We start from the raw sequence: 23,336 nt of genomic DNA, 5'->3' as shown, positions 1-23,336 counted from the left end.
CTTCTGTGGCTTGCGTGTCCACCGTTTTGACACCGAGCACGGGCGATGGAAATCTTCCCGATATGTCCACCGCTCGTGCCCGTGTCCCGTACCACGAGGCAGCTCGTCAACTCCTCCGTGCGTCAGCGCTCGACGCCACACGCGAACTCTTGACCGAGAAATCGTGGAACGACATCACGATGGCGCATATCGCGGAAGCTGCGGGTATGAGCCGGCAGACGTTGTACAAGGAGTTCACGTCTCGCCAGGGATTGGCGTCCGGATACCTCATCCGGTTTGTCGACGAGTTTCTCGAAGAAGTGGAACGCGAAGTAACGCTGCATCATTCGGATCCGCGTGGCGCGGTCTCGGCTGCATTTCGTGCCTTCTTCGACGCCGGTGCCCGGGATCCGATGGTGGTCAGCATTGTCGGTCCCCGGCCGCAGCACGACCTGCTGAGTTTGGTCACCACCGACGGGACTCCGCTGCTCGAACATGCGAGCGCGAGGTTGGCCGAGATCTTCATGACAAGTTGGGCGAACGTCGACCGCATCCATGCCGAGATGTTCGGCAGCACGATAGTGCGTCTGGCGATCAGTCACGTGACGTTGTCCTTCGGTGCTCCCGATCAGATCGCCGAGAACCTGGGGGAGATGTTCGGGCCGTTCCTCGATCAGGTCATCGGTTCGGGCACAGCCTGAAACGGATACCGGGATGCGGAGTATCCAGACCTTCGCGGCTTGTGCCTTGGCAATTTCGTTGTTCGCCAACGCAATTACGCTCGCGCTGCAGGCGTACGACGGCACCGATATGCAGCTCTTGGGGGGGTGTTGCGGTCGTTTCGTCGCCGGGATCTGTGTGGCGGCATCTTTGGTGCTTAGCACGTGGTTTGTCCGGCGACGAATTACGCTGAAGGCGAGCGGTGACGGGCGGCAACCAAACTATCCGATGGGAAGCCCGCCACGACAACCCTTCGATCGGTCAACACGACATCACCGCGGCTCCGTGCGGCACTACCGTGAAAACTGTAAGACTCGGTCGCCGTCCACACTAAAGTTGACAAACGCAGAAAATGCGGCATCAACAACTACTTGGACGGCGTATTTCAGTCACTGCATTTCGATTTGCGTTCAGCCTCCCCCCATCCAGTTGGCGAGGCCGAACCAACCTCTCTCCCGATTGACTTTTTCATTTTCATAGAGCCTTGATGCGTCCCGGAGTCGACCGTAAATAGATCAGTGACCTTAATTTAATTGTGACGCGATAGTGCACATAGCAAGATTTTTTAGATGCCAATTATATCAACATTCCTCATTTCGTATATCCCTCAAAAGTATGAACTCTTCGAACCTCCAAACGGTGGAGTAACAAGTACAGGGTGGGCAGGTCTTCTATTTGGCTGGCGACTGGCCGTGTGGTCGGGAATTAACTTAACCTAACGAAGCTTTACAACGTCCGTTACTTGAAGTTTCCTCCTCGGGGATGCGCGATCGTGGATTCTCCTTCCGAGCCCTCAACCGAAATGGTGAATCACCGGAGGTCGTCGATGTCACCGCTCTGGCGCCAACTCCGCCGCACCATGGAGTCATGAAAGCGCTGTTCACTCCCGTTGCAGACGCAGGCATGGCAGCTCGGCAGTGGACGCAGGAATGCAAACGAACGAGTTCCTGTCGAGCGCCAAAGCGAACCGCAGGCCGCTGCATCGCTGGCGTCTACCCTCGTCGAAAGCCAGTCGGCACCCAATGGTCAATCGTTCCTGATCGCCCAGCAAGCCAAGAACGAACGCGGCATTCTTCGTGGCCGAGGCTTGGCAAATTTCAAACTTTTCGCAAACTTTGACGAAATCACTCAAAAAGTAGAACACGTTGTATATGGTGACGTAGTCGGGACAGCGATTCATAGGTTGACTACGAGTTCAGGTTCCGATACCACTCTCCACGGTTACGGAAGTTGGGGAGAGGAATGGGTTCTCCTATCTAATTCTCGGCACGCTTTCGCCCTGCGCAGAGAAGGTAATAGGAGGCCTGTGTGGCGAGTGATTGTTTGTATGAGGGTGCAAACCGGAGTTTCTCCGATCCGCACATCGCAAAACAAAATAACCGTGTCCATCCGGACCTGAAAGGTTCACTTGACGATGAGCATTACACGAAACCTTGTCGGAGCGGCAGCAGTCGCCTCCGCCTCTGCCCTCCTGTTTACCGGCGTCGCCCAGGCCGCCCCCGCGGTCAACAAGGTGCCGAGCGCCGACTACCAAGTCTGCGGCAACGTATACAAGTCCGCCGCATGGGCGGAGACCGGAGCACCGCCGGCTGCTGCAGTGGCGGTTGAGAACGTACAGGTGACAGGAAAGCTCTACGCTTCCGGCGGCACGACGCCGATCCTGAACCAAACGGTATCGACAGGAGCAGATGGCGGGTACTGCATCGCGGGTGACTCGACACTGGTTCCGACGATCATCGGCGGCGGCTACGTCACCTTGGAGGTCACGAGCCTGGCTACGTCCAGCCCCGCAGCCACCAGCGTGACGAGCTCCAATCCGTGGAAGGGTGGACTGATCACCAAGTCGACCCAGATCAAGACGGGAACCTTCTTGCAGCACAAGGTATCTGGTCTCGATTCGGCCAACTCGTTCCACTTCACAGTTTCATAGGAGAAGGTCTTGATCGCACAGTTCGTCAGGCTGTTGAGTGGCCTGGTCTACGGAATGACACCGGTACTCGCCGGTTCCCTCGACGGCCTCAACACGATGTCCATGACCAGCTATTCAAGTGATGGAGGAAGCTAGATGGGATCCATAGCCGAGTCCACAGCGTCACTCGGGCAAACAGTGCAGCAGATGGTGCCTGTGCTCTTTGAGCTCCTGTTCGTCGCTCCACTGCAGCTGTCAATCGGGTTTGAATAACACGGAAGGGAAACGATGTCACTTCAAAATATTTTCGTCGACCTTTTGGCGGTCATGACGGGATCGTGGGATGGCTCGAGCGCTGCGGTCATGCCATTCCTTATCGGACTATCCTGACAGGAGGTACACCAATGTCATCCGACTTCTGGACCGGCGTCGTCAATCTTACGAATGTCGTCGGAATCCTCATACTGTCCGGACTGAGCACCGCGTCAAGCGCAGGCGCAGGGTGGTCGAGTCTTGAGTCAATGAGCAGTAACTAACCCTCGTCCCCGGCTCTAACAGGGCCGACAAGACGGCGGTAACACCGGTGGGCTCCATGCAGAAATCCCGCATGGAGCCCACCGGCGTGCATGTGTACCAGCGCTCACGGAGTGCTGGGCCCGCAGGAACGGCCTACGGACTAGAGTCGGGACCACCACGCTCGTAGGGGATTACGTGAACGACGCTTGGGATTCCGGAAAGTCTGCTGTGGGAGAGTTTCCGGACGAATCGAAAAGCGATGCTGATTGCTTAACAAGCCCACGGCACGCAACCCGCCTCGCCCGCCGGAAACTTCGATGCCGATCTAACGCGTGCTTCTTCCCATTGCCACACAGCTTGAGAATCAGCATTCGAACGATTCGAGTGAGGCACCGTAACGGCCGCCAACGCGCCGTGTGTGGAATTCCGCCACCCGCACGCGCGCACATCGACATTCCACTCTGCGCGCGAGGCGATTCCGTCACTTGGGAAGGCGTCTTTCCTGGAGCATCGCCGCGGCGACCAAGGTGGCCCGCGCGTGTAGCCCGATCGGCAGATTCGCATAACGCCGATCTCGAACGAGACTCATCGCGATGGGCGGTCAGATCGTGCCCCTGGACGATCTGGCTACGCTCCAAAAGTTTATGAAAGACTTTGTTGCACAGTACGAATGTCACCTTGCGATCGAGACCTCCGCAGGCGAGTTAACGCTATAGGAATGGGCAGGCATGATCGTGGCGGACGGAGTGCACTCGACTTGTCGAACGCACACCAACACGCATGAGCGCTCTCTCACCGAACGCGGCGTGGGCGAGCAGCGCGGCGCCAGAACGCCCAGATGCACACAGGTAGGTGCGTCGCACGTTCCGATGGACTGGACTTGGCAGACTGGATTCATCAGGCATAACCGCGGAAACCTCGCCGTTCAGAACGAGGGCCGACCCAGTACGGATCGGCCCTCGTTGGTTGGTTTCGGTCAGCTGACCTCGGGATCACGCACTGTGATGGTGCCGTCCCTAACCGCGTCGGCGATGCTGTCGTGCAGTTTCGGGCATCCGTCTTTCAATGCCGACGACTGCCCGGAAGCAATTGCCTCTTTGAAGGTGTGGCAACGCAGCGCCGGGTCGGAAGTCCACTGAACGCTGGTGTGTTTGTACGTGTTCTTGCGAACCAGTACGCACGCGCCGCATGCCTTGCAGTCGACTTCCTGCAGACCCGAGTCGAGGTATTCGTGCTTGTCCTCGATCGTCTGGGCCGCGATCGCCTCGAGCCGTTCCGTTTGCCCGGCAAAGTCCGGTGCCTTGGCCCAACGAGCCCACCGTGCGTCGGTTCCGATCGAGGCGCTCACGACTAGACCTCTGCTTCCTTCTTTGCCGCTTCTGCTGCAGCTTCCTTCTCGGCCTTCTGGCGTGCGAGGTTTTCCTCGACCTCGGCGTGCCAGGCTTCGTTTGCCTTGGTGGTGTCCACCTCGAACTCGAAGCGCTGCGTCATCTTCTCGGTGACGTCGGCCTTGTCCACGTAGAACTGCTCGTACCAGCGTCGTAGCTGGTAGACGGGGCCGTCTTCTTCGCAGAGAAGGGGATTCTCGATCTTGGTCTTGTTCTTCCAGATCGCGACGTCCTGCAGGAATCCCTCGCTGATGCCCTCGGTGAACTTGCCGGCCAACTTGTCGGCCATCTCGTCGGAGACACCCGTCGGCTTCTTCACCGTCACGCCCCACTGCAGCACGAACGAGTCCGGGCTGATCGGGTAGTGGCAGTTGATCAGAACACTCTCGACCTCGTATCCGCTGTAGCTGTTCCACAGGGGATTGACCATGTACGACGGTCCGTAATACGCAGCTTCGGAGCGAAGCAGCGTGTCGCCGCCGTACTGGGAGGCCATTCCGATGTCGGGACGGCCCGTGGTGTTGAGGTACTGAGTGGCGATCTCACCTTCGAAGACGTTCTTGAAGTACGTCGGGAAGGCGTAGTGGATGTAGTAGAAGTGCGCCATGTCGACCACGTTGTCGATGATCTCGCGGCAGTTGGACCCCTCGATGACCATGGAGTTCCAGGTCCAGTCGGTCCATTCGTCGCTGTACGCGCCCTCGATACGAGGAATCACGATCTCTTCGGGTGGCGGATTGCCCTCGGGGTCGTTCCAGACGAAGAGCTGACCGTTCTGCTCGAGGGTCGTCCACGCGCGGGTGCGTGCGAGCGGAGGCACGCGGCGGGCATAAGGAATGCCGGTGCACTTGCCGTTGCCGCCCCAGCGCCAGTCGTGGAAGGGGCAGGCGATGGAATCGCCCTTGACCTCGCCTTGTGTGAGGTCACCACCCATATGACGGCAGTATCCGTCGAGAACTTTGATGTCGCCCTTGCTGTCGGCGAACACCACGAGCTTCGTACCGAAAGCCTCGATCGCGTGCGGTTTGCCGTCCTTGAAGGTCTTCAGTAGACCCAGGCAGTGCCAACCGCGGGCGAAACGAGTTTGCACCGTTCCGACGTCGATCTCGCGAATCTGCGCCATTGTGACCTCACATCCCTTCTAGCTGTTAGTAGAACACGTTATAGAACTCGATCCGGTTCCGCCAGATTTTGGGGGCACTTGTTACAGCATTGCGGCCACAAACGGGACCTTTGTCAGCGTCTCGACAGAAAAGAGAACGTGTTCTAGTCTCAAGTGTAAGTGAACCAACCGATCGAGGAAGACGGGAGCGTCGAAGTGGGTAACCATGACAGCCACGAGGTGATGCAGAGGCTCGACGCACTACTGCCGGCACTGCGCGAGCGCGCACAGGAGACCGAGGATCTGCGTCGTATCCCCGACGAGTCCATCAAGGCTCTCCAGGAAACAGGCTTCTTCCGCTTGCTGCAGCCGAAGCAGTGGGGCGGATACGAAGCCGATCCGGTGCTGTTCTACTCCGCGGTCAAGAAGATCGCCAGCGCGTGTGGTTCCACAGGGTGGGTCTCCTCGATCATCGGGGTACACAACTGGCACCTCGCCCTCTTCTCTCAGCAGGCGCAGGAAGACGTGTGGGGCAACGACACTGACGTTCGCATCTCGTCCTCTTACGCCCCGATGGGTATGGGTGAAGTAGTCGAGGGCGGATACAAGGTCAACGGTGCGTGGGCGTGGTCCTCGGGTTGTGACCACGCCAGCTGGGCCGTTCTCGGTGGTCCGGTGTTCAAAGACGGCCGCGCGGTCGATTTCGTGAGCTACCTGATTCCTCGCGAGGACTACCAGATCGACGACGTGTGGAATGTGGTCGGCCTGCGTGGAACCGGCTCCAATACCGTTGTGGTCAAGGATGTTTTTGTTCCCAAGCATCGCGTGCTGAGCTTCCGGGCGATGAGCGAACTGACCGCCCCGGGCCTCGAGAACAACACCGCGCCGGTCTACAAGATGCCGTGGGGAACCATTCACCCCACCACGATCTCGGCGCCGATCGTCGGAATGGCTTACGGAGCTTACGAAGCGCACGTCGAGCACCAGGGCAAGCGTGTTCGCGCTGCGTTCGCCGGCGAGAAGTCGAAGGACGATCCGTTTGCCAAGGTGCGCATCGCCGAGGCATCCAGCGACATCGACGCCGCGTGGCGTCAGCTCTCCGGCAACGTCGCCGACGAGTACGCGTTGATCCTTGCGGGCGAAGAGGTTCCGATGGAACTGCGGCTGCGCGCTCGACGTGACCAGGTGCGCGCCACGGGCCGCGCGATCGCCTCGATCGACAAGCTCTTCGAGAACTCCGGCGCCACGGCGCTGCAGAACGGCACTCCTATTCAGCGTTTCTGGCGCGATGCTCACGCTGGTCGCGTCCACGCCGCCAACGATCCCGAACGCGCGTACGTCATGTTCGGAACCGGCGAATTCGGTCTGCCGATCACCGACACGATGGTCTAGAGGAGGCTCAGTGACAACCACCGAAGAAGCCCTCACCTACGAGTCCACTTCACGGTTCGCGCAAGTGCGCCCCGATCTGAAACTGCACTTCCACGAGGCGGGCGTCGGAAACGACAAGACCATCGTGCTGCTGCACGGCGGTGGCCCAGGCGCGTCGTCGTGGTCTAACTTCGCCCGCAACATTCCGGTGTTGGCGAAGAGCTTTCACGTCATCGCGGTCGATCAGCCCGGTTACGGGCAGTCCGACAAGCCGACGGAGCATCCGCAGTACTTCGTTCACAGTGCGTCGGCGCTCAACGATCTCCTGGACACGCTCGAGATCACCGGTCGCGTTGATCTGCTGGGCAATTCGCTCGGTGGTGGCGCTGCTGTTCGCTTTGCGCTCGACTACCCGGACCGTGCGGGTCGCCTCGTTCTGATGGGCCCCGGCGGTCTGAGTGTCAACCTGTTTGCGCCGGACCCCACCGAGGGCGTCAAGAACCTCGGAAAGTTCAGCTACCAGCCCACCCGAGAAAACCTCGAAGCATTCCTGCGGATCATGGTCTTCGATCAGAAGCTGATCACGCCGGAACTCGTCGACGAACGTTTTGCTGCCGCCAGCACTCCCGAGTCGCTGGCTGCGGCCAAGGCGATGGGTAAGTCCTTCTCCAGCGGTGACTTCGAGCTCGGCATGCTCTGGCGCGAGGCGTACAAGCTTCGTCAGCGTGTGTTGCTGATCTGGGGCCGTGAGGATCGGGTCAACCCTCTCGACGGCGCACTGGTCGCGCTCAAGATGATCCCGCGCGCGCAGCTCCACGTCTTCGGCGGTTGCGGTCACTGGGCGCAGCTCGAGAAGTTCGACGAATTCAACCGGCTCGCAACCGACTTCCTGCTCGACGGAGGTAAATGATGGGTATTCGATCTCTGGCGTACATGCGCATCGGGGCCACCGACATGGCTGCGTGGCGCGAATACGGACTCAAGATCCTCGGAATGATCGAGGGCAAGGGCGTCGACGCGGAATCGCTGTATCTGCGTATGGACGACTTCCCGGCGCGTCTTGTCATCGTTCCGAACGACACGGACCGTCTGCTCGTCTCGGGTTGGGAAACCGCGAATGCCGCTGAGCTGCAGGATATCCGTGACAGGTTGTCGGCAGCCGGTGTTCCGTTCAAGGAAGGCACGGCGGAGCAGCTCAAGGACCGTCGCGTCGTCGAGATGATCGCGTTCGAGGACACCTCGGGCAACTCCCTCGAGGTGTTCCACGGAGCTGCTCTCGAACACCGCCGGATCGTGAGCCCGTACGGGCACAGGTTCGTGACGGGTGAGCAGGGGCTCGGCCACGTCGTGCTCACCACCGACGATGACGATGCTTCGCTGCGGTTCTACCGCGACGTACTCGGATTCAAGCTTCGCGATTCGATGCGTCTGCCTCCGCAGATGGTCGGCCGGCCCGCGGACGGCGACCCGGCGTGGCTGAGGTTCCTCGGCTGCAACCCGCGTCACCACAGCTTGGCGTTCCTGCCGTTGCCCAACCCGACGGGCATCGTGCACCTGATGCTCGAAGTGGAGAACTCCGACGACGTCGGACTGTGCCTCGACCGGGCACTGCGCAAGAAGGTCAAGATGTCGGCGACTCTCGGTCGCCACGTCAACGACGAGATGCTCTCGTTCTACATGAAGACTCCAGGCGGGTTCGACATCGAATTCGGTTGTGAGGGGCTAGAGGTCGAGGACGAAAACTGGATCGCGAGGGAAAGCACGGCCGTGAGCCTGTGGGGTCACGACTTCACGGTGGGAATGAAGCCGTGAGTTCGCCCGACGCGTCGGTGAGTGCGGAGCAGGCGATCGATCCACGCCAGTTCCGCACGGTTCTCGGGCAATTCTGCACGGGCATCACCATCATCACGACAGTCGACGACGGTGAGCCTGTCGGGTTCGCATGTCAGTCTTTCGCGGCCCTGTCACTCGACCCGCCTTTGGTGTTGTTCTGCCCCACCAAGGGTTCTCGGTCGTGGGCGGCAATCGAGCGGACCGGTAAGTTCGCCGTCAACGTGTTGGCGGAGGAACAGCAGGCGGTGTGTGCTCGTTTCGGGTCACGTGAGCCGGACAAGTTCGCGGGCATCGATTGGACGCCATCGCCTCTGGGCTCGCCGATCATCGACAAGTCCCTTGCACACATCGACTGCACGGTGGAAACCGTCCACGACGGCGGCGATCACTACGTCGTCTTCGGTCGGGTGTCGTCGATGAGTGAGATCAAGACCGAACGCCCGCTGCTCTTCTATCGCGGGCAGTACACGGGCATCGAGCCGGACAAGACTGTTCCGGCTACCTGGCGTGACGATCTGGAAGCGTTCCTGACGACCACGACAGAAGATACCTGGCTGTAGGGGGCAAGCCCCCCTGTGCGCCTTTTTGGTAGTGGTAACTACCAAAAAGGCGCACAGGGCCGGAGGCCCTACAGAGAAAAACAGGTATGACAGAAGTCGTCACCGAACGGCGTCAACAGGATGCTACGACGCACTATCTTGTTCGATCGTCCGGCTCGCTTGACCGCCTCGATCACCGATGGCTGTACCTCGACCACCTGGTACCGGTCGGCCTCGACGGGCTCGCGTGAGAACGCCACCAAACCGAGCCGATGCAGGTTGTTCAGGTAGGCGCTGATGCGGTCCAGATGGCGACATCCCGCCAGTTCTCCGATCATCGACAGACCCTCGTCGATCATCTCCGAGCCGACGCCGAACGGCCGCGCCGTACGTACGTCCACGCTCGGTTGCGCACCTGAAGTGGCCAACAACCGAAGAATTCGAGCTTCGTCCGGCGCGATCTCGTCGAGGATCCGGTCGTAGGCCGGGTGCAGATCGTCGCGATCGGTCACGTCCGCGGAACGGTCCAGCAACCTGTCGCCGCGTGCCCGCAGCGCCGCGAGAGTGGCTTCGACACTCTGTTTGCGATTGGTTCGAGTTGCCATTGCTGCCCGTAGGTTCTCGGTCCGCGAGCCGTCTCCATTGGAGTTCTCGGCCCGACGTTCGGATTGAACATTGGCCGATTCAGCGGCCTCTGCCGCGGCTTCGGCCGCAGCCTGAACGATCTGCCGCGTCGCCTCCTTCGCCGTTCCGAAAGCCCAACCCGTCAGCTTGATCGACGTGAGCGTCGTCGTGGCGGTCAGCCCGACGAGGCTACGGATCAGACGCTTTTCGACGGATTCGACCGGCGTGATGTCCGCAGCCCAGTCGTACGATTCCGCTTCGACGATCATGCGATGGTCGTGCTCACTCATGCTCATACTCCGAATATTGCGAGGTGTAGGAAACCGGCAAACGAGCCCAGCACGGCCCCGTGTACGAACAACAGCCACTCGTCCTGCTTGACGGCTGAGCGTAGTAGTTCGCTGAAATCTTCCGGTGAAAGGATGCTCATGCGTTCGGTGACGAAGACACGAATCTTCTCCGACTGGTTCTCGGCGAACTCCGCGTCCTCGAAGACCCTTGGGTACAGGTCGAGCACTTCGGTGGTGGCCAGTCCGGGCAGACGCTTGTAGCTCTGTGAACCGACGGTCATCTTGACCACCGACTTTGCCCAGCCGGCTGCGTCGTCGACGGATTCGCGCAGTACCTGATCGAGCATCCGCCGCGTTCGGTCCGAGCGGGGACCTTCGAGGAGTTCGGTGCCGATGTTCTCGAGCGTCACGACGTGATCGGCGAGGGTTTTTGCGTACCCGGCGATGATCTCGGTGCGTCGCTTCAGGAAGAGCCCCTGCCTCCACGGCACCCAACGGTTGGGGGTGATCGGCTCGAAGATCATCGTGATGCCGAGGTAGTTCACGATGTATCCGATGATCACACCGCCGATGGGAAGCACCCACCACTGCGGAACCAGATGGAGGATTCCGACGAGCACGAAGCCCATCGGGAATCCGAAGTAGAAGCCGAAGTTCTGCATGAACCTGAGCTCTTTGTTGCCCATCGTGCGGAAGATGTCGTTGAGCAGTTTGGGGTGCGAAGAGAGGTAGCGGATCACCATCAGCTTCGCGTCGATGAACTCGTCGATGTCCTCTTCGATGCGGTCGGTGATCATGCGCACGCTGGCCGGCAGATCGTCCTCCACTTTGCGGAAGACGGCTTCCTTCACCGACGTCGGAAGGTTGTGCCAGAGCTGAGGATTCTCGGCCGTCATGATTCTGGTGACCACGCCGCGCACTTCACTGCGAGAAATGTTCACCAAGTGCTCGGCGATGCTGTCCGGGTCCAGGACGCGATAGAAATCGGCGATGCTGCCGACTTTCGCGAGGGATTTGTCGACGGCGATCGACGCCATCTTCTCCGCCCGCGAGGGGACGATGCCTTGCCAACCGAATCTGCCGTCGCTGGTGATCGCGGGGATCACCTGAACGCGCCGGGGGAGGAACGGGAAGAGCAGTTTGAGTCCGGGCACTTTGATCCCGTGGAAGTTGATCGGCGCAAAAAGCATCAGGACGCCCGACCAATTGGTGATGTACCCGATGATTCCCGTGAACAAAGGAATGGTGATCAACTGTTCGAGCAAGTGGTCCGGCACCGTCGCACATCCTCCTCATATCCGAGAACCTCACGTTCGGACATGATTGCCGAAACTTCGCTCTTCGTGGGTGTTTCGTTGGCTACTGCTGCGCCTTCCCAGTTGCGTCAGCATAGAGGCCCGACAATTCGGGCTGTAGGTGGGTAGGAAGTTGATGTAACCTCACGTACATGGTCAGTATTGCGCACAACACGACGACGCCGGTTCTCTTCCGGCGCATCGTTTAGCAACTGCTGACCGAACCCTTTCAGCCCCGGGAGTTATCGCCCCGGGGCTTTCCTGTTTCGTCGCTCCGTGTGCGTCTCCCCTTGAACGATTTGGAGACCTCTCATGAGCGTTGACCACCGCGAACTCGGGCGCGACCTGGAGTTTTTCGCCACCACCCCCACCGTCGGGGCGGGCCTCCCACTCTGGTTACCGGACGGCGCGATCATCAGGAACGAACTCGAAAAGCTCGCCGCCGAACAAGCAGCGCGATCCGGATGCCGGGGTGTCTATACCCCCGTTATGGCGAAGAAAGAGTTGTACGAGAGATCTGGGCATTGGTCCAAGTTCTCGGACGACATGTTTCCCGAAATGAAGATAGGCGGAGAGTCATTTCTCCTTCGTCCGGCTAACTGTCCCCATCACGCTCAGGTATTCGCCGCTCGCGGTCGTAGTTATCGCGAGCTACCTTTCCGCGTTCGTGAACTCGGCTCGATGTTCCGTAGCGAACTCTCCGGAGTTCTCAGCGGATTGAGTCGAGTCAGACAGATCAATCTCGACGACGCACATGTCTTCTGTAGTCGCGAACAAGTGCAAGCGGAAGTGATCGTCGCGCTCGACGCGATCGAGCGCTGCTACTCGACTCTGGGGATTGCCGAACGGAAGTACCGCCTCTCGATCAGAGGGGGAGAGGGGCAGTATCTCGGCACCGACGAGCAGTGGGCGGACGCCGAGGATCACCTTCGCGGAGCACTGAATGCACGCTCGATCGAGTACGTGGAAGCGAAGGGGGAGGCAGCGTTCTACGGTCCCAAGATCGACGTCCAGGTGCGAGACGCGCACGGCCGCGAGGAAACACTCTCGACCGTGCAACTCGACTTCAACCAACCGGAGCGGTTCGAACTCGAGTACACCGCCGAAGATGGATCCAAGGCTCGCCCCGTCATGATCCATCGGGGCTTGCTCGGGTCGATGGAACGCATGACTGCACTATTGATCGAAAGGTTCGAAGGGCGGATGCCGCCGTGGCTGGCACCCAACCAAGTCTCGATTCTGCCCGTCGGCGACCGGCACCAGGTTGAGGCCGAGCGTTTGCGGGCCGATCTCGAGGCTCGCGATGTTCGAGTGGCGATCGCGCCTGACGGATCGTTGGGACGTCGCATCCGCGAGGCACGCACTCACCGTGACCCGTACATCGCGGTGATCGGGGACAACGAGGTGCACGGCGGCACCGTCGACGTTCTGGTCCCCGCGCGTGGTGGGCGCGTGGTCGTCGATGCGAGTGTGTTTGTCGCTCAGGTGGTCTCGGGCATCAAAGAGCGTGCCCTGCTTCCGGCAGACTTCTAGCCGACGGGGAGCTCGTGGAGGGCGCGCACCAGTGGCGCGAGTTCGGGTGTCTTGCATGCCTCGTCGAGTGCGGCTTCGAGGGTGGCGTCGTGCGTCGGCCGTGCGCTTTCGAGAAGCTCGCGGCCGGCCGGCGTCAGCTCGGTGTAGATGCCTCGACGGTCGTCGGCGCACAGGATGCGCGTCAATAGTCCTCGATCTTCGAGTCGATTGACCAAGCGCGTCGTGGCGCTGCTGCTCAGTGCGGCAGCGCGAGCCAACTGAGCCATCCGCATGTGCCAGCCATCCTGGCGGCTCAGTGCGTCGAGCACGGTGTATTCGACGACGGACAGTTTGTGCTCACGCTGGAGCGCGCGTTCCAGTTCGGTGTCGAGGGCGCCGTGCAGTGCTGCGAGCGTGCGCCACCCTTGCGAACGGATTTCGACGGCGTCGTCGGCGATCCCCATGTGATTCTCCTTGTCCGTTTCCTGCGCCTCCAGGTTACCAGCTTGCGCATGTAGCGCGCGCGTGCAACTATTTATAGCGCGCCTGCAACTAATGCACACGCCCGCTAACGGCTTACGCGTAAATCTGTGAAAGGAACATCGAGATGCCATTGGGTCTCATTGCCCTCGCTATGGGCGGGTTCGGGATCGGCCTCACCGAATTTGTCATCATGGGCCTCCTGCCCGAGGTCTCGGCTGATTTCGAGGTCACCGAGTCCGTCGCGGGCTACCTGATCTCGGGCTACGCACTGTCGGTGGCGATCGGCGCGATCCTCCTGACCGCTGCCGTCACCCGCTTCGAGCGCAAGAAGGTCCTTCTCTCGCTCATGGTGCTGTTCATCATCGGCAACCTGATGTCCGCGCTCGCTCCCTCCTACGAGGTCATGATGGGCGGACGCATCGTCGCGGCGCTGTGCCACGGTGCGTTCTTCGGAATCGGCTCGGTGGTTGCCGCCGACATGGTCGCGCCCAACAAGCGCGCCGGCGCCATCGCGATGATGTTCGCGGGCCTGACCATCGCCAACGTTCTCGGCGTTCCGTTCGGCACGCTGCTGGGCCAGCAACTCGGATGGCGCTCGACGTTCTGGGCCATCACCGTTATCGGCGTCATCGCCCTGATCGGAATTGCAGCACTCGTCCCGACGACACCCGCCAGCACGACCGGTGGCGGATTGCGCGGAGAGTTGGGGGCATTCCGCAACAAGCAGGTATGGCTCTCGATCGCCATCACCATCCTCGGCTACGGCGGAATGTTCGGAGCCTTCACCTACATCGCCTTCACCCTCCCCGAGGTCACCGGCTTCGCGACGTCCAGCGTTCCGTGGCTGCTCATCCTCTTCGGTTCGGGCCTGTTCGTCGGTAACTTCCTGGGCGCCAAGGCGGCCGACCGCTCGCTCACGAAGGCGTTGGTCTGGATTCTCGCGATCCTGACCGTTGTTCTGATCGTGTTCGCCGCCACCGCCGAGAGCAAGGTCATGACCGTGATCTCACTGTTCTTCATGGGCGCCTTCGGTTTTGCGACGGTACCCGGGTTGCAGATGCGGATCATGAACTACGCGTCGGCCGCACCGACCATGGCGTCGGGTGCAAATATTGCCGCCTTCAACGTCGGCAACGCACTCGGGGCATGGCTGGGCGGAATCACCATCGCCGCGGGACTCGGCTTCACCTCCCCGATCTGGATGGGAGCGGCAGTCACTGTCGCCGGTCTGCTGGTCTTGCTCGTCGCGGCGAAGATCGACCGCCCGGCAGCGTCAGAGCCGTCGACGCCGAGCACCTCGCTACACCCGACCGCCGCCTGAACCTGTCCACTGCGCTCTGACCCCATCGCGTGAACGTATCGCTCCCCTTGTCCAACAAGGGGAGCGATACGTTCACGCGGGTCAGGTGAGGCGGAATTCGGCGGTCACCCCGGAGAAAGGCGTGATCGCGCCGCTACCCCGAGCCTTCGACGCACCGAAGTGTTGGACTCGATACGTACCCGCCGGAGTATCGGCCGGAACATCCCACGTGATGCGCACGACGGAACCGTTGCTCCCGACCCGGCGCCAGTGCAGTTTGGTGGACCAGTCGTTGTCGTCGGCGACCCGTGTCCAGGATCCGCCGGTATTGCGCTGGATCTCGTAGAAGGTCCCGTTTCGGTGAGTGTCGTTCTTGGGGTGGCCGGTGACGAACTCGACGGCAACCTGCGCACCCGGTGAGCTGTCGCCGGGCTGGACGGTCGCATCGCCGAATTGTGTTCCCGGCAAGGGCTCGTCGAAGTCGACGCCAGGTCCGAAGCTGGGTTGGAACCCGGACAGGTCGGCCGGAGCGGGGCCGCGAGGAGGTTCGGTGCCGTCGCGCATCGCGGCTGCAAGGGCGGCATACCCCTGCTGATAGGCCGGCAGTGTGTAACGACCGAACATCGTCGAACCGCCCTCGTACTGCTGCGAATCGTATTCCTGTGGTGTGGTGCAGTAGCTCGAGTACGAGTTCGCGTATCCCTGGAAGATGACGTTCTCGAGGGGAACCCCAAGCTCCTCGGCGACGGTTCGACGCACTCGTAATCCGGAGACGATGGTGAATTCCGCAGGGCCACCGACGATGTAGAACTGACCGATCCGCAGGATCTGGATCTTGAGTACGTTCGGCACCCATCCTCCCGGTGGCAGCAGGCCGACCGGAACGACTACGAGTTTGGGCGCCTGTGCATCCTGAAGCCATTGAGGCACAGGAGCATCCATACCGCCCAGGGCGTCGATCATGGGGTTTCGGGTGCCCTCGGGGAAGATCGGGATTGCCGGTCCGTCCTCGACGCTTCCGGCGCTCATTGCCGCGCCGATCGCGGCCGGAGCGGTGCGGTGCTCGCGTCCGTCGGGGGTGAATCTTCCGCTCACCACCTGATTTGCCATGTCCAGGTACATGATCCGACTGTCGACGCCACCGGTGACGGTGTCGGACGCCGCGTCGAAGGCAGTTCGAGCCGCCGCTACCTGGCGCAGTCCGATGATGCGTGCGTTCTCGAATTCGTCTTCGGTCGGTCCGCGTCCGGGCTCTAGGAAGAGGTTCGGTGACATGTCGCCGCTGTTGGTCTGCGGAAAAGCAGCAATGAAGCTGGTGTCGCCGTCGAGGTAACGCACACCCCGGTCGTCGTGCTCCCAGAAGTACGCCGCGGCGCCCTTGTTGTCCCCGGAGATGAGATGGTTCTCGTTCGTGAGCGAGGCGCAGTGGGTGGCGAACCAGTTGATCGCCCCGATGTCCTTGCTGCCCCGACTGATCCGCATGACACGCATGTGGTGGTCGTTGCCACCGGGGTAGTAGGCCTTGTCCTCTTCGGGATTGAGGTCGAACGCCACTCGCGATCGGTTGACGCTGGCATCGGTGAGATCGGACCGCCCGAAACGGACCGTGCCTGGCGCCAGGTTCTCGTGCGCAGCGCTGATCGCCTCGACCATGCCGTTGACCTCGGCTTCGAACACCTGCAGTTCGAAGCCGAGAACTGCGAGGTTGTACGCGTAGTTGTGCGAGGCCCCGCCACATGCCGCGTGTGAATGGATGGCCGTCAACATGACGTTGCGTTCGGTGTAGATGTCACCGAAACTCCCGGCCAGTCGGCGCAGGACCTCGTCGTGAACGGACTGGAAGATCATGCAGTTGTCGACGCACACGTAGGCGACCCGCGACCCGCCGGACTCGAAGATGAAGGCGCGTGCGCGCATTCGCTGGTGCAGGCCTTCGGCGCGTTGATCGAAGCTCGAGTAGCCCATCATGCCGACTTCGGCGACCGGTCCGGTCACGTCGGAAATTCCGACGCCCACCTGCAGTGACGCCGACGACTTGTCGGTGCGTGCGGGTGAAACGGTGCGTGCCGGCGAAGCTGCGACGGCCTGGTTCGTCGACAGAGCGGCGAGCGCAGGTGCGGCGGCAGCGCCTGCCAGTACGGTGCGTCGGGTGATCTGCACGAGTGTCCTTTCGGGCGGTCTGACGCGAGTTGGTCAACCGTCCAGGAGTGTAGCCCGAGTCACACGTGACCGAAAGGGGTGCCGTCGGCCGACACTCAGATTGTTGTGGCCTCCCCGAACGTCATCGCCAGGTTCTTGATGGTCGTGGTCATCAGGGCCCGGCGGGGGAGTCCCAGTTTCCGAAGCTCCGCCGCCATCGGGTGACTGCCCAGTTGAACCTCGGCTCCACCAGGGCGAGATTTGACGCCGGTCGGTGCCATGTCCCACGACGTGCACCTGGTGGCGCCGTCGAGATGTGAGTACGCGGCCAACGACATGTTGGCTCCGCCGCCAGGCACGCTGACGCCGGATTTCACACTCAACTGTGTGATGAGTTTGCCGTCGCGAGAGACGGATCCGCGCTTGACCGAGCCGACGTGCTCGGTGTCGAACTCGGCGAGCACCTTCGGGAATCCCCAGATTTCCCGGCCGGCGGCCTTGGTGAACTCTCCGTCCACCGGCAACTCGTGAATGAGTGCCCCTGCTGTTCCGGCAGCGAGCGAACGTAGATCTCCCAGCACCGAGGTTTCGGGAGGCGCAGTGTGGCTGCGCACCATGTACGTCACTCCGAATTCGTTGTACGGCCCCAGATCCCCGTCGATGTAGTCGACAAAAACCAGGCCGCACAGCGCCCGGCCGGGACGGTACTGGAGCACGGTCAAGCCGGTGTAATCGATGATCGACTGCGCGGTTGTGCTGGGTACCGAGTACAACGCCATGAAGGCAGACGCGGTGCGAACTTCGACGGGCATCTCGACCTTCTTGCCCAGAATCGTGTAGCTCATGGCGCCACCACCCCGCGGAGTCCGTCGGAGCCGTAGACGGGTTCGAGCATCGAGCGGAAATCCGGTCCGCGGCGCAGCATTTGGCCTCCGTCGACGTTGATGATCTGCCCGGTGATCCAGGTGGAGTGCGGTCCGAGGAGGAAGGAAGCGAGTCCGGCGACGTCCTCGACCTCGCCGACGCGTTCGAGCGGCGTGTTGGCCAGGTAGTCGTCCAGGATGGGGCCACCGTCGGTGATGAGCGCGACCAGATCCGTTCGGGTCAGCCCCGGGCGGATCGCGTTGACACGAATGTTGCTGGCGCCCAGTTCGTCTGCTGCCAACTGCACCAGGTGGTCGACGCCGGATTTCGAGACTCCGTACGCGCCGAACCAGCGATGTGTGTTGCTGCTGGCGATCGACGAGATCGCGACGATGGATCCACCGCCTCCTGCCACCAGTGCCCGCGCGCCGTGCTTGATCGTCAGCATGGTCCCCGTGACGTTGAGGTCGACGGTGCGGCGCCAGGCGTCGACGTCGAGTTGCGTGACCGGTGCGATGGTTTCGTTCCCGCCGGCGCAGGCCACGACTCCGTCGAGCTTTCCGGTGACGGACACCGCCGCGGCGACAGCGGCGACGACGTCTGTCTCGATCGTGACGTCGGCGGGGGAGACGCTGACCGATCCTTCCGGACTCGACTGCCGGATCGATTCGGCGGCAGCATCGAGTTTCTCCTTGTTGCGTCCGCAGATCGTGACGTGAGCGCCGGACCCAACCAGCGAACGAGCGATGCCCAGGCCGATGCCACTACCGCCGCCGGTCACCAGTATCGATGTGCCGGCGAAAGTGGGTATGCCCGCTGAGGCGGTGTCGTCGTCCATGCGTGTCTCCTGGTCGTTGCTCCGGCGGGCTCGCGTGCTGATTCTGGAGGTTTTCCGGTTCGGCTTCGGTGAAAACGCCCCACGCTATATAGGAACAGGTTCTACTTATTGAGGCAAGGGTTGTGCGAGAGGTGGAGTGATGGCTACCAGACCGACCTTCGATTTGATCGACGGACGCTTCTACAGCGGAGACCTCGGGAATGTGCGCGACGCGTACGCCTGGATGCGTGATCACGAGCCCGTGTACCGAGACGACGCCAACGGAATCACCGCGGCCGCGAGCTACGACGCCGTCGTCGCAGTCGAGCGGGATCCCGAACTGTTCTCCAACGCCGGCGGCATCCGTCCCGAAACGGGTCCATTGCCGCAGATGATCGACATGGACGACCCGCAGCACCTCACGCGTCGACGCTTGGTCAACGCGGGTTTCACACGTAAGAAGGTCGAAGCCAAGGCCGGCCGTATCCGGGAGATCTGCGATCAACTGATCGACGCCGTCTGTGAGAAAGGAGAAGCCGACTTCGTCGCAGACTTGGCGGCACCGCTGCCTATGGCCGTCATCGGCGACATGTTGGGTGTCCGTCCGGAAGAACGCGCGTTGTTTCTGCGGTGGTCGGACGATCTGGTGAAAGCACTGGGAAGCAACGCTTCCCCGGAGCAGCTGCAGGCCATGATGACTGCGTATGTCGACTTCACCGCGTACATGATGCGGGCCATCGCCGAGCGGAGGAGCGACCCGGCCGACGATTTGGTGAGCACGTTGATTCACAGTGCGGTCGACGGCGAAGCCCTCTCCGATCAGGAAATCGTCAACGAATCCCTGCTGATCCTGATCGGCGGTGACGAGACCACACGGCACGTGCTCAGCGGCGGCATGGAACAGCTACTGCGCCATCCGGACCAGCGCCGGGAGCTAGTCGACGATCCCGATGCCATTCCCTTGGCAATGGAGGAGATGCTGCGGTGGTCCTCGCCGATCAAGAACATGGCTCGAACCCTGACCCGTGACACCGATTTCTTCGGCGCGCAGCTGAAGGCAGGCGAGAAGATGCTGCTGCTCTTCGAATCGGCAAATTTCGACGAGTCCGTGTTCCTGAACGCCGAACGGTTCGATGTCGGCCGCACACCGAATCCGCACGTGGCCTTCGGCTTCGGAACTCATTTCTGTCTGGGCAATCAGCTGGCCAGGTTGGAGGGACGGATCATGTTCGAGCAACTCTTCGCCAGGCTGCCGGACATGGAACTTGCCACCGACGCGCCGTTGCAGCGGCGTGCGGCCAACTTCGTGTCCGGGCTCGAATCGATGCCGGTGCGGTTTAACTCTTCTGCCCCGTCAGCCGGGTAGTTGGCAGTTGGGCGGCGCAGCATCTTCGGAGAGGGGGCTGCCCGCCGGATTGACGTAGACGACCTCGAGCACCAATGGTGTTGTCTGCGAGTTGTTTCCGATGTGCACATGATCTGAACCGCTCGGTTCGATCAAAGTATTTCCGGCGCTGTAGATCCCGTCGACGGAGCAATCGGATCGGTAGTGGCTCAACGTGCCCTGCGCGATCAGCGCGTAGAGCGTCCCGTCGTGGAAGTGCCAACCGGTGGAACCGCCGGGGTCGATGGTGATCTGGCGCAGGATGTAGTCCTTGCCGTCGAAAGTCACCTGCCCGAGGATTTCTCCGTGTACTCCCGTGCTCGGTGTTGCCGACGCATTGATCGGCGTCAGCGACAGTCCGATCGCTGCGGACACTGCAAGCAGAACCTGATGGCGTTTACGCATGAGCGGCCCTCCCAGACGGATGTGCTCCTGAGTGTCCTCCGACAGTGTCCGATTTATCCCGGTTTTCGTGGATCTTGCAGGGTGAAGGCAGAGGTATGCCCTTGAGAGGCGGTTACGCTCGTGTCATGCAGCAAGTCGCGACGAGGCGCCGGAGCCAGCCGCCGCCTGCGCGCTTCATGTTCGAGGCATTGATCGATCCGTACCGCCAGCCCGCCCGGCACTGGCTGGAACTTCTCGAGAGCGAGATCTCACCGGAGATCGTCAGGCTGTAGAACCGGAGCTGGTGATCTGGACGTCGATCTGGCCGGACCGACCCGACGCCGTCATCCGATTCGACATCGAGGCGGTCGGAAACAGCACGATGCTGCGTTGGACGCTCTTCTTGGACGATCCGATACCGCCCGAGGCAGAGGTTGTCAGAATGCGAAAGCGGCTCAACACTTTGATAAATGCGAATCTCAGGTTCAACTTCGGCCAATAAGTTGGATCACTGCCGCATTACTTGGTGTCGACTCGGCCGATCGGGTCGGCGTTGTCGCTGAACGCGGCCCGGGCCGCTGGCCAACTGGTCTCATCGATGCGCAACGCGGTCCGAAGGTAGGCAGTACTCATCCGTTGGATGGCGGCGACCCGCTCTGGGTTCTCGTCGGTGGTCTCGGCGACTTCGTATCCGACGATTCCACCGAGTGCGTGCTCGGCACCGTAGAAGGAAAGGAGGTCGGTGGCTCCGGGGCTGTGCGTGTAGGCGTCGGTGAACCAGTCAGGTCCGCGGCTGGACATCTTGGACTGGTCGTGGTCGCCCGCGACGACGAGTGTCGGCGTCGTCAGTTCCTGGATCGAGGGGCGCATGAACGGGAAGTTCGCCTGCGCGAACGGATGCAGGTTCTCGCCGCCGAGACCGGTTGCTGCGAACAGGATTCCCGCGGTGACGCGACTGTCGGACATGTCCTGGCCGACCTGGCCGGCCTCGTCGAAGATCCTTGCTCCGAGGAGCGACTGAGCGGTTTGCCCGCCCCAGGAGTGACCAGTGGCGGCAACTCGACTGCGGTCGATGCGGCCGGCAAGCCCGGGCACGGCAAATTCGATGGTGTCGAGCTGATCAAGGATGCGTGTGAGATCCGCGATCCTCTCGGTCCAGATCGTCGGGAAAACCGGGTGGTCGAACCCGAAACCGTTCCGGCGCGAGTCCAGATGTGTCGGCTGGATCACCACGAATCCGTGGGATGCCCAGAATGCCGTGAGTGGCGAGTATCCATCGAGGTTCCAGCCGTTGCCGTGGGAGAACACCACAACGGGGAGGTTCGTGCCTGCTGCCGGAGCAGACACACGTACTTCCAGCGGGACAGGTCGATCGGGGGCGAACAACTCGACGGGGGCAACGGAGACGACCGGGGTGCCGGCGCCGATGATGCCGTTCAGAGTGTCGATCATTGATGAGGTCATGGCAAGTTCCTTGCTGAGGCTGCACCCTGCGATACTGTTTATCGGAGCGTCGCTCCGCAACATTACGGAGCGTTGTTCCGTAATGCAAACATATGTTGTGAGTCAGCGAGGAGTGCACATGGCTGATGCCCAGGACGAGCAGTCGCGCGTCGCGTCTCCCAAGCAAGTCGGTCGCCCACGTCGAAGCGAGCAGGCGCTGCTCGACGCGGCGGCAGCAGTGTTCGTGGAGTCCGGAGTCGACGCTCCGGTGCGGGAGATTGCGGCGAAGGCCGGCGTCGGCATGGGGACGATCTACCGCCACTTCCCGACGCGTCCCGAGTTGGTGGTAGCCGTATACCGACACCAAGTCGAGGCGTGTGCGGACGCGGGCCCACAGATGCTCGCGGAGAGTGCAACGCCCGAGGCGGCTTTGCGGGCATGGGTGGCTTTGTTCGTGGAGTTCCTGGTAACCAAGCATGGGCTCGCCGGTGCACTGCAAGGAGACAGCGCCGGGTCCGACGCTCTGCATATCTACTTCGTCGACCGCCTCGTTCCGGTATGTGACTCCCTCCTCGCGGCAGCGCTCGAGTCCGTTGGCACTGCTTCGCGGGTCGATGCGTACAACGTGCTCAAAGGCATCGGGAACCTTTGTATCGGTGCTGGGTCCGATGACCGGTACAAGGCCGAGGTCCTTGTACAGCTATTCATCTCGGGCGTACTCGCGCGGGAGGTTCGCTGACGCTCGGCAGTCAGATCAACTCCGGATTCTCGGCGTACACCTCCTCGAGGATCGACATGTCGAACAGTTGCTCCGCCGTAATCTCCAGCCCCGCTTTCGACAGTGCCGCGATGTTCTGTTCGATCAGTTGGGGTGTCATCGTGAACAACCCGTTGGCTTTGGTATCTGCCGACACCACCAGATCATTCTGGGCGGTGGCTTCCTTGATCTGCTCTTCGAGTTCGAGGTTCTGGTCCTTGCCGTAGACCTCGACGGCAAGCCGTGCCGACTCTGCCGGATCGGCGACCGCATCCTTCCATCCTTGGATCTCGGCCTTCAGGAATGCCTTGAGTTTGTCCCTCTCGTTGTCGATGGTGGACTGGAGAACCGTGAACGATTCGGCGACCAACGGCAGGTTGTAGTCCGCGAAGAGGAAGTGGGCGTTGGGGAAACCTTTGGCGGCCAGTGTGATCGGCTCATTGGTCACGTAGGAGACCCAGCCGTCCACCTCGCCGTTCGCCAAGGGGCTCGGATCGAACTGCGCGGGCACGATCGTCATCTGGCTTTCGGTCAGGCCGTTTGCTGCCAGGAGAGCTCCGAAGACGAGCTGATTGGAATCCTGGACGCCGATCTTCTTGCCGATCATGTCCTGTGGTGAGTTGATCGGTGCCGCAGCGGAACTGACAATCGCAAACGGATTCTTCTGGAATGTCGCACCGACGATCT

23 protein-coding genes are annotated in these 23,336 nt (G+C 61.4%); 12 read left to right on the top strand and 11 right to left on the bottom strand.

What is annotated here, in order from left to right; all coding sequences use genetic code 11:
* The first annotated feature begins 62 nt into the window (after window positions 1–62).
* The 3 genes from ACYP01_RS11070 (at window position 63) to ACYP01_RS11060 (ending at window position 2,764) form a co-directional block, all read left to right on the top strand.
* Entirely contained in the window at window positions 63–680 is a 618-nt protein-coding gene (locus ACYP01_RS11070) for a TetR/AcrR family transcriptional regulator (protein ID WP_113682120.1), read from the top strand.
* 1,433 nt (window positions 681–2,113) lie between these two features.
* A complete protein-coding gene (locus tag ACYP01_RS11065; protein ID WP_113682122.1) occupies window positions 2,114–2,629 on the top strand; it encodes a hypothetical protein in 516 nt (171 codons plus the stop codon).
* A 9-nt stretch (window positions 2,630–2,638) separates the two neighbouring features.
* Window positions 2,639–2,764, top strand: coding sequence for a hypothetical protein (locus tag ACYP01_RS11060; RefSeq protein ID WP_268248251.1), 126 nt, complete (start codon window positions 2,639–2,641; stop codon window positions 2,762–2,764).
* 1,336 nt (window positions 2,765–4,100) lie between these two features.
* Here ACYP01_RS11060 and ACYP01_RS11055 read toward each other — a convergent pair.
* Complete coding sequence (locus ACYP01_RS11055) at window positions 4,101–4,472, bottom strand: hypothetical protein (protein WP_003945499.1); 372 nt, start codon at window positions 4,470–4,472, stop codon at window positions 4,101–4,103.
* A gap of 2 nt (window positions 4,473–4,474) precedes the next feature.
* Complete coding sequence (locus ACYP01_RS11050) at window positions 4,475–5,635, bottom strand: Rieske 2Fe-2S domain-containing protein (protein WP_003945847.1); 1,161 nt, start codon at window positions 5,633–5,635, stop codon at window positions 4,475–4,477.
* Window positions 5,636–5,830: 195 nt separating this feature from the next.
* Between ACYP01_RS11050 and hsaA the strand changes: the two genes are divergently transcribed.
* The 4 genes from hsaA to hsaB are packed head-to-tail and all read left to right on the top strand — an operon-like array spanning window position 5,831 to window position 9,378.
* A complete protein-coding gene (hsaA, locus tag ACYP01_RS11045; protein ID WP_039973406.1) occupies window positions 5,831–7,006 on the top strand; it encodes a 3-hydroxy-9,10-secoandrosta-1,3,5(10)-triene-9,17-dione monooxygenase oxygenase subunit in 1,176 nt (391 codons plus the stop codon).
* Window positions 7,007–7,016: 10 nt separating this feature from the next.
* Complete coding sequence (hsaD, locus tag ACYP01_RS11040; protein WP_003945808.1) at window positions 7,017–7,895, top strand: 4,5:9,10-diseco-3-hydroxy-5,9,17-trioxoandrosta-1(10),2-diene-4-oate hydrolase; 879 nt, start codon at window positions 7,017–7,019, stop codon at window positions 7,893–7,895.
* Window positions 7,895–8,797, top strand: a complete 903-nt coding sequence (hsaC, locus tag ACYP01_RS11035; protein WP_003945585.1) for an iron-dependent extradiol dioxygenase HsaC — start codon at window positions 7,895–7,897, stop codon at window positions 8,795–8,797. The genes hsaD and hsaC overlap by 1 nt, the downstream gene beginning before the upstream one ends.
* Window positions 8,794–9,378 carry a 3-hydroxy-9,10-secoandrosta-1,3,5(10)-triene-9,17-dione monooxygenase reductase subunit gene (gene hsaB / locus ACYP01_RS11030; protein ID WP_003945677.1) on the top strand — a complete coding sequence of 195 codons (585 nt, stop codon included), beginning with the start codon at window positions 8,794–8,796 and terminating at the stop codon, window positions 9,376–9,378. The genes hsaC and hsaB overlap by 4 nt, the downstream gene beginning before the upstream one ends.
* Before the next feature lie 68 nt (window positions 9,379–9,446).
* Here hsaB and ACYP01_RS11025 read toward each other — a convergent pair whose 3' ends face one another.
* On the bottom strand, window positions 9,447–10,271 hold the full coding sequence (locus tag ACYP01_RS11025) for an Abi-alpha family protein (protein WP_003945623.1): 825 nt from the start codon (window positions 10,269–10,271) through the stop codon (window positions 9,447–9,449).
* 2 nt (window positions 10,272–10,273) lie between these two features.
* On the bottom strand, window positions 10,274–11,548 hold the full coding sequence (locus tag ACYP01_RS11020; RefSeq protein WP_003945674.1) for a DUF445 domain-containing protein: 1,275 nt from the start codon (window positions 11,546–11,548) through the stop codon (window positions 10,274–10,276).
* A gap of 330 nt (window positions 11,549–11,878) precedes the next feature.
* Between ACYP01_RS11020 and thrS the strand changes: the two genes are divergently transcribed.
* Window positions 11,879–13,099, top strand: a complete 1,221-nt coding sequence (gene thrS, locus ACYP01_RS11015) for a threonine--tRNA ligase (protein WP_459679928.1) — start codon at window positions 11,879–11,881, stop codon at window positions 13,097–13,099.
* On the opposite strand, the gene ACYP01_RS11010 is transcribed toward thrS, so the two are convergent.
* A complete protein-coding gene (locus ACYP01_RS11010; RefSeq protein ID WP_003945852.1) occupies window positions 13,096–13,542 on the bottom strand; it encodes a MarR family winged helix-turn-helix transcriptional regulator in 447 nt (148 codons plus the stop codon). The genes thrS and ACYP01_RS11010 overlap by 4 nt on opposite strands.
* A 143-nt stretch (window positions 13,543–13,685) precedes the next feature.
* On the opposite strand from ACYP01_RS11010, the gene ACYP01_RS11005 reads away from it, so the two are divergent.
* Window positions 13,686–14,882, top strand: a complete 1,197-nt coding sequence (locus ACYP01_RS11005) for an MFS transporter (RefSeq protein ID WP_459679925.1) — start codon at window positions 13,686–13,688, stop codon at window positions 14,880–14,882.
* Window positions 14,883–14,963: 81 nt separating this feature from the next.
* Here the strand turns inward: ACYP01_RS11005 and ACYP01_RS11000 are convergent, their stop codons facing one another.
* From ACYP01_RS11000 to ACYP01_RS10990, 3 genes are all read right to left on the bottom strand, one after another.
* On the bottom strand, window positions 14,964–17,021 hold the full coding sequence (locus ACYP01_RS11000) for a neutral/alkaline ceramidase (protein ID WP_459679923.1): 2,058 nt from the start codon (window positions 17,019–17,021) through the stop codon (window positions 14,964–14,966).
* Between the two features lie 95 nt (window positions 17,022–17,116).
* A complete protein-coding gene (locus tag ACYP01_RS10995; protein ID WP_003945787.1) occupies window positions 17,117–17,845 on the bottom strand; it encodes an acetoacetate decarboxylase family protein in 729 nt (242 codons plus the stop codon).
* The gene (locus ACYP01_RS10990) at window positions 17,842–18,702 is read right to left on the bottom strand and encodes an SDR family oxidoreductase (RefSeq protein WP_047269612.1); all 861 of its coding nucleotides are present in this window, start codon (window positions 18,700–18,702) and stop codon (window positions 17,842–17,844) included. Before ACYP01_RS10990 ends, ACYP01_RS10995 begins: the two co-directional genes overlap by 4 nt.
* A gap of 139 nt (window positions 18,703–18,841) precedes the next feature.
* Here ACYP01_RS10990 and ACYP01_RS10985 point away from each other — a divergent pair, with 139 nt between their 5' ends.
* Window positions 18,842–20,047: a cytochrome P450 gene (locus ACYP01_RS10985; RefSeq protein WP_459679920.1), complete on the top strand. Its 1,206-nt coding sequence runs from the start codon at window positions 18,842–18,844 to the stop codon at window positions 20,045–20,047.
* Here ACYP01_RS10985 and ACYP01_RS10980 read toward each other — a convergent pair.
* Window positions 20,036–20,470, bottom strand: coding sequence for a cupin domain-containing protein (locus ACYP01_RS10980; RefSeq protein WP_003945598.1), 435 nt, complete (start codon window positions 20,468–20,470; stop codon window positions 20,036–20,038). The genes ACYP01_RS10985 and ACYP01_RS10980 overlap by 12 nt on opposite strands.
* Before the next feature lie 125 nt (window positions 20,471–20,595).
* Between ACYP01_RS10980 and ACYP01_RS10975 the strand changes: the two genes are divergently transcribed.
* Window positions 20,596–20,742, top strand: a complete 147-nt coding sequence (locus ACYP01_RS10975; protein WP_251014658.1) for a hypothetical protein — start codon at window positions 20,596–20,598, stop codon at window positions 20,740–20,742.
* Window positions 20,743–20,968: 226 nt separating this feature from the next.
* On the opposite strand, the gene ACYP01_RS10970 is transcribed toward ACYP01_RS10975, so the two are convergent.
* Entirely contained in the window at window positions 20,969–21,913 is a 945-nt protein-coding gene (locus ACYP01_RS10970; RefSeq protein WP_459679916.1) for an alpha/beta hydrolase family protein, read from the bottom strand.
* A gap of 118 nt (window positions 21,914–22,031) precedes the next feature.
* Between ACYP01_RS10970 and ACYP01_RS10965 the strand changes: the two genes are divergently transcribed.
* The gene (locus ACYP01_RS10965) at window positions 22,032–22,631 is read left to right on the top strand and encodes a TetR/AcrR family transcriptional regulator (RefSeq protein WP_007734129.1); all 600 of its coding nucleotides are present in this window, start codon (window positions 22,032–22,034) and stop codon (window positions 22,629–22,631) included.
* A 10-nt stretch (window positions 22,632–22,641) separates the two neighbouring features.
* Here ACYP01_RS10965 and ACYP01_RS10960 read toward each other — a convergent pair.
* Window positions 22,642–23,336 (bottom strand): ABC transporter substrate-binding protein (locus ACYP01_RS10960; protein WP_459679914.1); only part of this gene is annotated, 695 nt, incomplete at its 5' end.

It is taken from the genome of Rhodococcus sp. no. 34 (assembly GCF_054589475.1).
Note: the sequence above shows the minus strand (reverse complement) of the source record. Positions and strands in the feature narration are given on the sequence as shown.